Consider the following 14,001-nt stretch of genomic DNA (forward strand, 5'->3'; position numbering starts at 1 on the left):
CACGCCGTACACCCAAGCTTCCCAAGCTCAATCCCGTGAGGTATTGATGTCGGACCACGAAAAGCTCCTCGGCTACCTCCGACGGGTGACCGCCGATCTACATGAGACCCGACAGCGCCTTCAGGAAGTGGAGGCGGCGGCGCGCGAGCCGATCGCGATCGTCGGGATGAGCTGCCGCTACCCCGGGGGTGTGCGGACTCCCGAGGAGTTCTGGGAGCTGCTGGCCGGTGCGCAGGACGCGATCACGGCCTTTCCCGAGGACCGTGGCTGGGACGTCGACGCCGTGTACGACCCGGATCCGGACCGGCCGGGTACCTCCTACACCCGCGAAGGCGGCTTCCTCAGCGACGCGGGGGACTTCGACGCCGACTTCTTCGGGATTTCGCCGCGTGAGGCGCTGGCGATGGACCCGCAGCAGCGGCTGCTGCTGGAGACGTCGTGGGAAGCCATCGAACGGTCGGGCATCGATCCCGCGTCGCTCAAGGGAAGTCGGGCCGGCGTCTTCGTCGGAACCGTCACCCCGCACTACGGCCCGCGCCTGCACAGGGCGACCGATGGTGTCGAGGGCCACCTGATGACCGGCACTGCCCTCAGCGTCGTGTCCGGACGCCTCGCCTACACCCTCGGGCTGGAGGGCCCCGCGGTGACCGTGGACACGGCGTGCTCGTCCTCGCTGGTGGCCCTGCACCTGGCCGTACGGTCCCTGCGCCAAGGAGAGTGCTCCGGCGCGCTGGTCGGCGGTGTCACGGTCATGTCCACGCCCGGCACCTTCATCGGCTTCAGCCGGCAGCGCGGGCTCGCCCCGGACGGCCGGTGCAAACCCTTCTCGGCCGCCGCGGATGGCTTCGGGCTCGCCGAAGGCGCCGGCATGCTGTTCCTGGAGCGGCTGTCCGACGCGCACCGCGACGGCCATCCGGTGCTGGCCGTCGTACGCGGCACGGCGGTCAACCAGGATGGGGCCAGCAGCGCGCTGTCCGCGCCGAACGGCCCGTCGCAGCAGCGGATGATCCGGGCGGCGCTGGCGGACGCGGGGCTGACCGCGGCCGAGGTCGACGTCGTGGAGGCGCACGGTACGGGTACGACGCTGGGCGATCCGATCGAGGCGCAGGCGCTGCTGGCCACGTACGGGCAGGAGCGGGACGGGGACCGGCCGTTGTGGCTGGGCTCGGTGAAGTCCAACATCGGGCACACCCAGGCCGCCGCGGGCGTGGCCGGTGTCATCAAGACGGTGCTGGCCATGCGGCACGGCGTGCTGCCGCCCACCCTGCACATCGAGGAGCCGTCGCCGCACGTCGACTGGTCGGCCGGCCACGTCCGGCTCCTCGCCGAGGCCACCCCCTGGCAGCAGGGTGAGCTACCGCGCCGGGCAGGTGTCTCTTCGTTCGGCATCAGCGGCACCAACGCGCACGCCATCATCGAGCAGGCGCCCCACCCGCTGGAGGGCGAGGCGGACGGCGCGTCGGATGACGGCGCCGTACCGCCCGCGGTGGCCTCGGCATCGCTCCCACTCGTCCCGTGGGCGTTCTCGGCCAGGTCCGCGGCGGCTCTGCGCGGCCAGGCCGCCCGGCTGCTGGACCATGCGCGCAGGCATCCGGAGGTCGCCGCGGTCCACACCGGCCTGGCCCTCGGGACCACCCGGACCGTCTTCGACCACCGCGCGGTGGTCCTCGCGCCGGACCACGCGGGCGCCGTACGCGAGCTGGAGAAGTACGTCGCGGACCACGACACTCCGGGGCTCGTCACGGGCGTTGCACGACACGGCACCGCGGTGGCGCTCGTCTTTCCGGGACAGGGATCGCAGTGGGCCGGGATGGCGGCGGAGCTGTTGGATTCCTCGCCGGTGTTCGCGGAGCGGATGGACGAGTGCGCCGTCGCGTTGGCGCCGTATGTGGACTGGTCGCCGCTGGACGTCCTGCGGAGCACCGGCGGGGACGGCTGGTTGGGCCGGGTGGACGTGGTGCAGCCGGTGCTGTGGGCGGTGATGGTGTCCTTGGCCGAGCTGTGGCGTTCGTACGGCGTGGTGCCGGCGGCGGTGATCGGTCACTCCCAGGGGGAGATCGCGGCCGCGTGTGTCGCGGGCGGGCTGTCGTTGGAGGACGCGGCACGCGTGGTCGCGCTGCGCAGTCGGGCGTTGCGGGCGCTGTCGGGCCGGGGCGGCATGGTGTCCATCGGCCTTCCCGTCGCCGAGGTGCGGGAGCGGCTGTCCGCGTGGGGCGAACGGCTGTCGGTGGCGGCGGTGAACGGGTCCTCGGCCGTGGTGGTGTCGGGTGACACCGACGCGCTCGAGGAACTGCTGGTGCGGTGCGAACGTGACGGAGTACGGGCACGCCGGGTTCCGGTGGATTACGCCTCGCACTCCGCACATGTGGAGGCGATCGAGGACGAGTTGCTTCGCGACCTCGCGGGGATCGCTCCACGGTCGTCGGCGGTGCCGTTCTATTCGACGGTGACCGGCGGGGTGCTGGATACGGCGGAGTTGGATGCCGCCTACTGGTATCGGAACCTGCGGCGGACCGTCCGCTTCGATGAGACGGTACGGGTTGTGCTGGGCGAGGGTATCCAGGTGTTTGTGGAGGTCAGTGCCCATCCGGTACTGACCATGGGGATCGAGCAGACAGCCGATGACCACGGAACGCGGGCCACGGTGGTCGGGTCACTGCGTCGTGACGAGGGTGGGCCGGCGCGGTTCTTGAAGTCTGTCGCCGAGGCATACGTGGGTGGCGCCGACGTCGACTGGCGGGAGGTGTTCGCCGGTACCGGCGCGCGCCGCGTGGACCTGCCCACGTACGCCTTCCAGCGTCGCCGCTACTGGCTGGAGTCCGAGACCACGGAGGCCGATGACGTGTCGTCGGCGGGGCTGGCCTCGGCCGGGCACCCCCTGCTGGGAGCCGTGGTTCAATTGCCCGACTCCGATGGTCTGCTGTTGACGGGCCGCCTGTCGCTCCGTACCCATGCCTGGCTCGCCGACCATGCGGTGCTGGGCCGTGCCGTCCTGCCCGGCACGGCGTTCGTCGAATTGGCGTTGCGAGCGGGAGACGCCGCCGGATGCGATCGGCTGGAAGAGCTCACGCTCGAGACGCCGCTGGTGCTGCCCGAAGAGGGCGCGCTCCAGGTGCACCTGGTCGTGAGCGGGCCGCAGGAGACGGGACTCCGCGAATTCGGCGTATACGCGCGCCGCGACGACGCGCCGAGCGAGTCATGGACGCGTTACGCGCGAGGCACACTGACCGCGCTGAGCCCGGCAGCGCCCTCCGCGGATCTGAGCGTCTGGCCGCCGACCGGCGCTCAGGCGGTCGAGACCGCGGGGCTCTACGAGCGGCTGGCGGCCACTGGGCTCGCGTACGGCCCGGCGTTTCGTGGTCTGCGGGCCGCCTGGCGCCGGGGTGATGAGCTCTTCGCCGAAGTGGCGCTGCCGGAGGACGTACGAACCGAGGCGAGCCGGTTCGGGGTACATCCCGCGTTGCTGGACGCGGCGCTTCACGTCTGGTTGGTCCACCACGATACGGAAGCCGATAGGGAAACCGATACGAAAACCGGGGGAGTCCGGTTGCCGTTCGCGTGGAGTGGTGTCTCGTTGTACGCGGTCGGGGCTTCGGCGGTGCGGGTGCGGCTGGCGCCGGCCGGCGATGGCGCGGTGTCGGTAGTGGTGGCCGACGGTGCGGGGGTGCCGGTGGCGTCGGCGGATGCCTTGGTGACACGTCCGGTGGGGGAGGGGGAGTTCGCGGCCGCTGCCGGCGTGGCGGAGTCGTTGTATCGCGTCGAGTGGGTGCCCGCGCCGCCGGCCGCGGGGCCGGAGGTTGGAGCACAGGAGTGTGCGGTGGTCGGGGAGGATGATGTCGGGCTGACCGAGGTGTGGGGGGCGGAGGGGTTCGCGGACTTCGATGAGCTGGGCGAGCGCGTGCCCGATGTTGTGGTGGTATGCGCGTGTTCTGTTGGTGATCGGAGCGTCGTGTCCGGGGTGAGCGCGGCGGTTGACCGGGTTCTGCGCCTGGTACAGGGGTGGCTGGCGGAGGAGCGGTTCGCCGGGTCCCGGTTGGTCGTGGTCACGCGGGGCGCGGTGGCGGTCGAGGCCGGTGAGGATGTGCGTGATCTGGCCGCGGCCCCGGTGTGGGGACTGGTGCGCTCGGCGCAGGCCGAGCACCCGGAGCGGTTGGTCCTGCTGGACGTGGACGACGCCGGCGCTTCGCTGGACGCTCTGCGCGAGGCGGTGCTGACCGGGGAACCCCAGGTGGCCGTGCGCGGGGGTGAGGTACTGGTGCCGCGCCTGACCCAAGGCCCGGCGAGTGGAGTGTTGGTGCCCGTGGCGGAGGGGCGGCCATGGCGGCTGGAGCCTTCGAAGGAGCGGACGCTGGAGGGGCTGACCCTGGCGGCGGCTGGGGACGTGGCTCGTGAACTGGGTGAGTTCGAGGTGCGCGTCGCCGTACGCGCGGCGGGGCTGAACTTCCGCGATGTGCTCATCTCGCTGGGCATGTATCCGGACCACCGGGCGCTGATGGGAAGTGAGGGAGCCGGTGTCGTGGTGGCCACCGGCCCGGGGGTCGAGTCCTGCGCCGTCGGCGATCGCGTGATGGGTCTGTGGACCGGCGGTTTCGGGCCGCTGGCGGTGGCGGATCACCGCACCCTGACCCGGATCCCGGACGGCTGGTCATTCGCCGAAGCCGCGTCCGTTCCGGTGGTGTTCGTCACGGCGTTGTACGCGTTGCGCGAGCTGGCGGGTGTGCGGCCCGGTGAGTCGCTGCTGGTGCACTCGGCGGCCGGTGGAGTGGGGATGGCTGCGGTGCAGCTGGCGCGGGTGTTCGGCCTCCGGGTCTTCGCCACCGCCGGCCCTGGTAAGTGGGACGTACTGCGCGGTCTGGGAGTTGACGACGCGCATCTGGCGTCGTCGCGGTCGCTGGAGTTCGAGGAGCGGATCCGCTCGGTGTCGGGTGGTCGCGGTGTTGATGTCGTGCTGGACTCCCTGGCGGGTGAGTACGTCGACGCCTCGCTGCGGCTGCTCGGCGAGGGCGGGCGCTTCATCGAGATGGGGAAGGCGGACGTGCGGTCCGCCGACGAGGTGGCGGCGGCGCACCCCGGTGTGACATACCGGGCGTTCGACCTGATGGAGGCGGGGCCGGAGCGCATCGGGGAGATGCTCACCGAGATCGTCGGCCTTTTCGAGCAGGGTGCGCTCACGCGATTGCCGACGCGGGTGTGGGATGTGCGCCGGGCGGGTGAGGCGTATCGGTTTATGCGCGAGGCGCGGCATGTGGGGAAGTTGGTGTTGAGCGTTCCGGCCGCCTTGGATCCGGAGGGGGTTGTGCTGGTGACGGGGGCGGGCGGCGTGTTGGGTGGTTTGGTGGCCCGGCATCTGGTGGCCGAGCGTGGAGTGCGTCACTTGCTGCTGGTCAGCCGACGTGGCCCGACGGCCGAGGGCATGCCGGAGCTCGAGGCGGAGCTGACGGGCATGGGTGCGTCGGTGACCGTCGCCGCATGCGATGTGGCGGATCGCGACGCCCTGGCGGAGGTGCTGGCGCGGATGCCCGGCGGACGTGGTGTGACGGGCGTGGTGCATGCCGCGGGCGTGTTGGACGACGCGACCGTGGCGTCGCTGACGCCGGAGCGGGTTGACGCGGTGCTGCGGGCGAAGGTGGCCGGGGCATGGAATCTGCATGAGTTGACGCGGCGCCACGATGTCGCGGTGTTCGCGTTGTTCTCGTCGGCCGCCGGTGTATTGGGCTCGGCGGGGCAGGCGAATTACGCGGCGGCGAATACGTTTCTGGATGGGCTCGCCGCGCATCGCCGTGCTCTGGGTTTGGCCGGCGTGTCGCTGGCGTGGGGCATGTGGGCCGAGCGTTCCGGTATGACGGAGCACCTCGGCGAGGCGGATCTGTCGCGGATGGCGCGGGTCGGTGTGGTGCCGTTCTCGTCCGACGAGGGGTTGCGGCTCTTCGACGCGGCGCACGCCCTGGCGGAGAGCCTGGTGGTACCCGCCCGGCTGGACACCGGTGCCCCGGCCGCCTCCGGCGCCGCGGTACCCGCCATGCTCAAGGGGCTCATACGGCGGTCGGTCCCCGCACGACGCACCCTCAACCACGCCGAGGCGCTCCGCACGGTCGACCAGGCCACCGAATGGCGGCAGCGGTTGCTCGGCATGAGTCCCGCCGACCGCGGCCACACCGTGCTGGAGCTCATCCACACGCAGATGATGGCCGTGTTGGGGCATGCCACGCCGGACGCGGTCGAGCCCGACCGGGCGTTCAAGGATCTCGGTCTCGACTCCCTGACCGCCGTCGAGCTGCGCAATCTGCTGAGCGCGACGACCGGGCTGCGGCTGCCCGCCACGCTGGCCTTCGACTACCCGAACAGCAGGGCACTGAGCGCATACATCCTGGCCGAACTGGCGGGGCGGGCCGACGCCGACGGCGCGGCGGCGACGCCCTCCCCGGCCGGCGGAGGCGATGGCACGTCCGACGACGACCTCATCGCGATCGTCGGGATGAGCTGCCGCTACCCGGGCGGCGTGATGTCCCCGGAGGATTTGTGGCAGCTCGTCGTCTCCGGTGGGGACGCGATCGGCGGACTGCCCACCAACCGTGGATGGGATCTCGACGGCATCTACGACCCGGACCCCGACGCGCCCGGCAAGACGTATGCGCGTGAGGGCGGGTTCCTCTACGCCGCGGGCGAGTTCGACGCGGAGTTCTTCGGGATCTCACCACGTGAGGCCGAGGCGATGGACCCGCAGCAGCGTCTGGTGCTGGAGACCTCGTGGGAGGCGCTCGAACGTGCCGGGCTGGTCGCGTCGTCGCTGCGCGGCAGCAGGACAGGTGTCTTCGTCGGCTCCCACTACCAGGAGTACGGCCCGCGGCTGCACGAGGCGGTGGAGGGTTCCGAAGGCCACCTGATGACGGGGAGCGCGGCCAGCGTCCTGTCCGGGCGCGTGGCGTACGCCTTCGGCTTCGAAGGGCCCGCGGTGACGGTGGACACGGCGTGTTCATCATCGCTGGTGGCCTTGCATCTGGCGGTGCGGTCGCTGCGTCAGGGCGAGTGCGACATGGCGCTGGCCGGCGGTGTCGCCGTCATGCCGAATCCCGGCCCGCTCATGGGTTTCAGCAGGCAGCGCGGTCTGGCACTCGACGGGCGGTGCAAGGCGTTCGCGTCGGGCGCGGACGGGACATCGCTCGCCGAGGGGGCGGGGGTGCTGGTGGTGGAGCGGTTGTCCGATGCCCGGCGGCGGGGGCATCGGGTGCTGGCGGTGGTGCGTGGCAGTGCGGTGAATCAGGACGGCGCGTCGAACGGGCTGACGGCGCCGAATGGTCCGTCGCAGCAGCGGGTGATTCGGGCGGCGCTGGCGGACGCGGGGGTGTCGGCGGCGGAAGTCGACGCGGTGGAGGCGCATGGTACGGGGACGAGGCTGGGGGATCCGATTGAGGCGCAGGCGCTGCTGGCGACGTATGGGCGCGAACGGGCGGGCGGAGGCCGGCCGTTGTGGCTGGGGTCGTTGAAGTCGAACATCGGGCACACCCAGGCGGCCGCTGGTGTGGCCGGTGTGATCAAGATGGTGCTCGCGCTGCGGCACGGTGTGCTGCCGCCCTCGCTGCACATCGACGAGCCGACGCCGCACGTGGATTGGCCGGCCGGCGGGGTGGAGCTGCTGCGGGACGCGGTGGCGTGGCCTGCGGAGGGAGCGCCGAGGCGTGCGGGTGTGTCGTCGTTCGGGATCAGCGGGACGAACGCACACGTGATCGTGGAGCAGGCTCCGCACGAGGAGGAGCGTGTGGAGGCGTCAGCGGATGACGCGGGTGTGGTGGCGTGTGTGGTTTCCGCGCGGTCGGAGGTGGCGCTGCGCGCCCAGGCGGAGCGCTTGGCGGAGTTCGTGCGGGCTGATGACGGCCTGTCGCCCGCGGCGGTGGCGTCGTCACTCGTGACGTCCCGGTCGGTGTTCGAGCACCGCGGTGTGGTGCTGGCCGCGGGGCGTGACGGGCTGCTGGCGGGCCTGGCGGCTCTGTCGTCGGGGAAGCCGGCGGCCGGTGTGGTGCGCGGCGCCGTTCTTCCCGGGAAGTCGGCGGTGCTGTTCTCGGGGCAGGGCAGCCAGCGCGTCGGCATGGGGCGGGAGCTGTACGAGCGCTTCCCCGCGTTCGCGGAGGCGTTCGACGCGGCGTGCGCCCGGTTCGACGCCCTGCTGGACCGGTCGTTGCGGGAGGTGGTGTTCGGGGACGAGGACGCGTTGGCCCGGACGGAGTTCACGCAGTGTGGATTGTTCGCGGTCGAGGTGGCTCTGTTCCGGCTGGTGGAGTCGTGGGGTGTGCGGCCGGATTTCGTGGGTGGTCATTCGCTGGGGGAGGTGGTGGCAGCACATGTGGCGGGGGTGTTGTCGTTGGCGGACGCCTGTGCGTTGGTGGCGGCTCGGGGCCGGTTGATGGGGGAGTTGCCTGGGGGCGGGGTGATGGTGTCGGTGCGGGCGGCGGAGGCGGAGGTGTCGCCGCTGCTGGCGGCGCATGCGGACGAGGTGAGCGTCGCGGCGGTCAACAGCCCCGGGTCCGTCGTGCTCTCGGGACGGGAAGCGGCGGTGGCCGAGGTGGTGGGGGTGTTGGCGGAACGGGGCGTGGAGGCGAAGCGGCTGCGGGTGTCGCATGCCTTCCACTCGCCGTTGACGGAGCCGATGCTCGCCCCGTTCCGCGAGGTGGTGGACGGGCTCTCCTTCCGCGCGCCGCGCGTTCCGGTGGTGTCGAACGTGACGGGCGCGGTGGCCTCGGCCGAGGAGTTGTGCGCGCCTGACTACTGGGTGCGGCATGTGCGGGAGACGGTGCGCTTCGCCGATGGGGTGGCGGCCCTGGCCGGGCGGGGAGTGACGACGTTCGTCGAACTCGGTCCCGACGGTGTGCTTTCCGGAATGGGGCAGGAGTGCCTGCCCGACGCGGTGTTCGCGCCGGTCCTGCGGAGGGACGTGGACGAGACCAGCTCGGTCGTCGACGGGCTCGCCCAGGCGTATGTGCGGGGCATGGCAGTGGACTGGGCAGCCGTCATCGCTGCCGGCGGCTCGTCGCCGCGGCGCGTGGACCTGCCCACGTACGCCTTCCAACGGGAGCACTTCTGGCTGCGCTCGACCGCCGGGACCGCTGCGACGACGGCCGGTGACGCGCTGCCCGGGGGCCTGGCGGACGCCGGTTTCTGGGAGGCGGTGGAGCGTGGTGACGCGAGCGCGCTCGCGAGCGAGCTGTCGGTCGAGGACGGGGACGGCGCCGGTGAGTCGCTGGCGGCGGTGCTCCCGGTGCTGTCGGCGTGGCGGCGGCGTCGGCGGGAGCTGGAGTCGGTGGACGCCTGGCGCTACCGGGTGGCGTGGTCGCCGGTGGCCGGTGGGACGGGCACGCTGACGGGGGCGTGGCTGGTGGTCGTCCCCCAGGGGCACACCGGGGACGCGTGGGTGTCGCACGTGGTGAAGTCGATGGCGGAGCGCGGGGCGTCCCCGGTGGTCGTGGAGCTCGCGTCGGGCGCCACGGACGGCGACGCGGTGGCCGGACCGTTGCGCGCGGCGCTGGCACGGGCCGGCGACGCGGGGATCGTCGGCGTGCTGTCGCTGCTGGCGCTCGCGGAGGGACGGCACGCGGTGCATGGGTCGGTGTCACTGGGCGTGGCGTTGACGCTGGCCATGGTGCAGGCGGCGGGCGAGGTGGGGGTGCGGGCCCCGGTGTGGTGCGTCACGCGCGGGGCCATGTCGGTGAACGGCGCGGAACGGGTGCGGAGCACGGAGCAGGCCGGGGTGTGGAGTCTGGGACGTGTGGTCGGCCTGGAGGCGCCGGAGCGTTCGGGCGGGGTGGTGGACCTGCCGGACGTGCTGGACGGGTGGGTCACGGATCGTCTGGCGTGGGTGCTCGGCGGCGGCTCGGGCGAGAGCGAGGTGGCGGTCCGGGGCGCGGGTGTGTTCTGCCGCCGTGTGGTGCGGGCCGCCGCGGGCGGACACCGCGGTGCGGGGTGGCGGCCCTCGGGGACCGTGCTGGTCACCGGCGGTACGGGAGCGTTGGGTCGGCATGTGGCGCGGTGGCTGGCGCGCGCCGGCGCCGAGCGCTTGGTGCTCGTGTCCCGCCGCGGCCCCGGTGCCGACGGGGCGGACGATTTGCGCAAGGAACTGGAGGGGCTGGGCACGCGGGTGGAGTTGGTGGCCTGCGATGTGGGTGACCGGACGGCCGTCGCCGAGTTGGTGGCGGACGTGACAGCGCGGGCGCCGCTGACAGGAGTCGTGCACACGGCCGGGGTCCTGGACGACGGTGCGCTGGAAGCGCTGACCGTGGAGCGGTTCGAGGAGGTCCTGCGGTCGAGGAGCGCCGCGGCGTGGCATCTGCACGAGGCCACCCGGGACTTGGGGCTCTCCGCGTTCGTGCTGTTCTCCTCGTTGGCGGGCGTCGTGGGTGCTGCCGGGCAGGCGAACCACGCGGTGGCGGACGCACTTGTGGACGCGCTGGCCGAGCGGCGGCGGGCCGAGGGGCTGACGGCCACCTCGGTGGCGTGGGGGCCATGGGCCGACGACGACATGGCCGTCGGCGGCGGCGAGGCCGGCCACGACGTCCGGCGCGGTGGTCTGGCCCCGATGGATCCGCGGTCGGCCCTCAGGGCGCTGGAGCGGTCACTGGCGGAGGGCGAGACCTCCGTCGTCGTCGACGCCGACTGGCCTCGCTTCATCGGTGCGTTCGAGGCCCGCCCGCTGGAACGGTTGCTCAGCGGCATCCCGGAAGTGCGGCAGCTCATGACTGACGCGGCCGACGACACCGACGTGGCGCGGGCCGAGGATCCGGCCGCGCTCGCCAGGCGCCTCCAATCCCTGCCCGAGACCGAACGGAGCCGGGAGCTGCTGGAACTCGTGCGCGCCCATGCCGCCGCCGTGCTGGGGCACACCGGCGTGGACGCGATCGCCCCCGGCCGCCGCTTCACCGAGGTGGGATTCGACTCCCTGACCGCCATGCGCCTGCGCAACCGGCTCGGCGCGGCCACGGGCATCCAGCTCACCGCCGCGACGGTGTTCGCCCACGCCACGCCGACCGCTCTGGCCGGCCACCTGCTCGCCACGTACGCGGCTCCCCCCGAGCGACCGAGGCCCCGGCTGCGGCCACGAGACCGGGCATGACGGCGTCGGTCGCGACCGACGCGGGCTGAGGCACGTCGTGTAACGGTGGCTCTCGCCGATGCCGGGCTCACTGCCGCGCGGTGATGATGGCAGAGATGTGGAGAACCCTTGCCCACCGGCGAACGACATGACCCACCGGCGAACGATATGAGAGGCAGCGAAAGGCGTGAATTCTGCTGTTCAGTCAGATTATGACGTAGTGGTCGTCGGGGGCGGTCCTGGTGGATCCACGCTGTCGACACTGGTGGCCCTCCAGGGCCATCGGGTGTTGCTCCTGGAAAAGGAGGAGTTCCCGCGGCACCAGATCGGCGAGTCGCTGCTCCCCTCCACTGTGCACGGAATCTGCCGCCTCCTCGGAGTCACGGATGAGCTGGCGAATTCCGGCTTCATGAAGAAGCACGGAGGCACCTTCCGCTGGGGGCTCAACGCCGAGCCCTGGACCTTTGATTTCTCCGTCTCCGAAAAGTTCTCGGGCCCGACCTCCTACGCCTACCAGGTCGAGCGCATGAAGTTCGACAAGATCCTCCTCGACAATGCCCGCAGCAAGGGTGTGGACGTCCGTGAGCGCAGCGAGGTCGTGGACGTGCTCGAGGAGGAGGGCCGGATCCGCGGTGTGCGGTACGACGACGCCGAAGGCGTCCGGCGGGAGGTCCGCGCCAGGTTCGTGGCGGATGCCTCGGGAAACAAGAGCCGCATCCACAAGCGGATCGGCGGTGCGCGCACGTACTCGGACGTCTTCCAGAACATCGCCCTCTTCGGTTATTACACAGGCGGAAGGCGAGCGCCCGCCCCTTGGACGGGCAACATCACCTGCGCGTCCTTCGATCTCGGCTGGTTCTGGTACATCCCCCTCTCCGATGAGCTCACCAGTGTCGGTGCGGTGCTGAGGCGTGAGGCGCTGGCACGCCTCCAGGACGGGCCCCGGGACAAGGTGCTGGAGTCCCTGATCGACGAGTGCCCGCTCATCGCCGACTACCTGTCGGAGGCGGAGCGCGTCACGGAGGGGCCGTACGGGCAGGTCCGCGTCCGCAAGGATTACTCCTACATTCAGGAGAATTTCTGGCGGCCCGGCATGGTGCTGGTCGGCGACGCCGCCTGCTTCATCGACCCGCTCTTCTCCTCCGGCGTTCATCTGTCCACCTACAGTGCCCTGTTGGCGGCCCGATCGATCAACACCACACTGCGCGGCGCCATCGACGAGGCTCATTGCTTCCGCGAGTACGAAACCCGTTACCGCAGGGAGTACGACGTATTCCACGACTTCCTGGTCGCCTTCTACGACCTACAGAATGATGAACACGCGTACTTCCGCAAGGCGAAGAGCGTCATCGGGAGTTCTGCCCCGGCGGCGGAGTCCTTCGCGGAACTGGTGGGCGGCGGCGCGTCCAATGAGGAGGCACTGATCGGTACCGCGCCCTCCTTCAGCCAGGAGCGCAGGGCGGATCTGCTGGAGCGGTCGCGGAAGATCCACTGGCAGGGATCCCGGGTTCAGGTCCAGGCGCTCTTCGGGGAGAGCCTGGGGGACGCTCCCCTGTACGAGGGCGGTCTGGTCGAGTCACCCGACGGCATGCACTGGGCTCGCCCCGAACAGCCCGCTTCCTGAGGGACCCATGTGCTGACCACTCACCAGGTTCAGTGGCTGTTCCTCGGCCTCGTCGCCGTCCTCGTGCTCGGCACGCTGTTCGGCGCCGGGGCCCGTCTCCTGCGACAGCCTGCGGTGGTCGGGGAGATCCTGGCCGGAATCCTCATCGGGCCATCGCTGTTCGGGGGTGCCCTCGCGGATTTCCTGTTCCCCGCGGACACGCGCCCGCTGTTGGCGGCGTTTGCCAACGTCGGCCTCGCCCTGTTCATGTTCGTCATCGGTTATGAGCTGCCCTTCGACGAATTGCGTGACAAGGCGCGGGTCGCCCTTCGGATCTCGCTCTGTTCCGTGGCGGTGCCCTTCGTCCTCGGTGTGCTGCTCGCGCTGTACCTGGTCCGCGATCACCACGTACACAGCCAGACCGGTTTCGTGCTCTTCCTGGGCCCGGCGATGTCGGTCACGGCGTTCCCGGTGCTGGCCAGGATCTTGACCGACTACGGACTGGACCGGACCCGTCTCGGTGGCATCGCCCTGGCCGGCGCCGGGATCGGCGACGTTCTGGCCTGGCTGCTTCTCGGCCTCGTCGTGACCGTCAACGGGGGCACCGGTCAGGCGCGGTTGCTGCTGGTGCCCCTCGGCCTGATCGTTATGGTGACGTTGGTACGCCCGCTGCTGCGCCGGGCGTTCACCGCGGTGGAGGGGAGCGGGGGCACGGGCGGCCCACTGGTGGGCGTCATGGCTGGGCTGATGCTCTCCTGCTGGGCCGCCGAGTGGGTGGGGATCCACTTCATCTTCGGGGCCTTCCTCTTCGGTACGGTGACACCCCGCACTGAGCGGGCGGATGCCAAGTCCGAGCTCACCGGACACATCGAGTCGATCAGCGGTGTTCTTCTGCTGCCCGTGTACTTCGTCCTGTCGGGACTGCGGGTGGACCTCTCCGGGATCGGCTTCGCCGGACTCGGGGAACTCGTCCTCATCCTGCTCGTCGCACTCGCCGGAAAGTTCCTCGGTGCCTTCGCGGGTGCGCGGCTGAGCGGGATTCCCATGCTCCAGGCGACCGCCCTGGCCGCGTTGATGAACACCCGCGGTCTCACCGAGATCGTGCTGTTGACCGCGGGTCTCGAACTGGGCGTGATCGACGCTTCTTTCTACTCCCTGATGATTCTCATGGCTCTGGTGACCACCGCCATGACCGGGCCGATGCTGCGCGTCCTGGAGCGGCGCGCCGGTGGGGACGCGCGACAGCTCGGAGAGTTCGAGTACGAGCGGCAAGGCTTCCGCGGGTACGTCGCCGGGTAGCGGCCGAGCGCGGTGCTGATAC

The 14,001-nt window shown here is 71.2% G+C and carries 3 protein-coding genes; all 3 read left to right on the top strand.

All coding sequences use genetic code 11. The annotated features are described in order from the left end of the window. Positions 1–43 precede the first annotated feature (43 nt). Complete coding sequence (locus ACT2CW_RS45125) at positions 44–11,098, top strand: type I polyketide synthase (protein ID WP_445520756.1); 11,055 nt, start codon at positions 44–46, stop codon at positions 11,096–11,098. A 199-nt stretch (positions 11,099–11,297) separates the two neighbouring features. Then, a complete protein-coding gene (locus ACT2CW_RS45130) occupies positions 11,298–12,701 on the top strand; it encodes a tryptophan 7-halogenase (protein ID WP_445520757.1) in 1,404 nt (467 codons plus the stop codon). 9 nt (positions 12,702–12,710) lie between these two features. Next, the gene (locus ACT2CW_RS45135) at positions 12,711–13,979 is read left to right on the top strand and encodes a cation:proton antiporter (protein ID WP_445519659.1); all 1,269 of its coding nucleotides are present in this window, start codon (positions 12,711–12,713) and stop codon (positions 13,977–13,979) included. Positions 13,980–14,001 lie beyond the last annotated feature (22 nt).

The sequence above is a fragment of the Streptomyces sp. NEAU-174 genome (assembly GCF_052665095.1).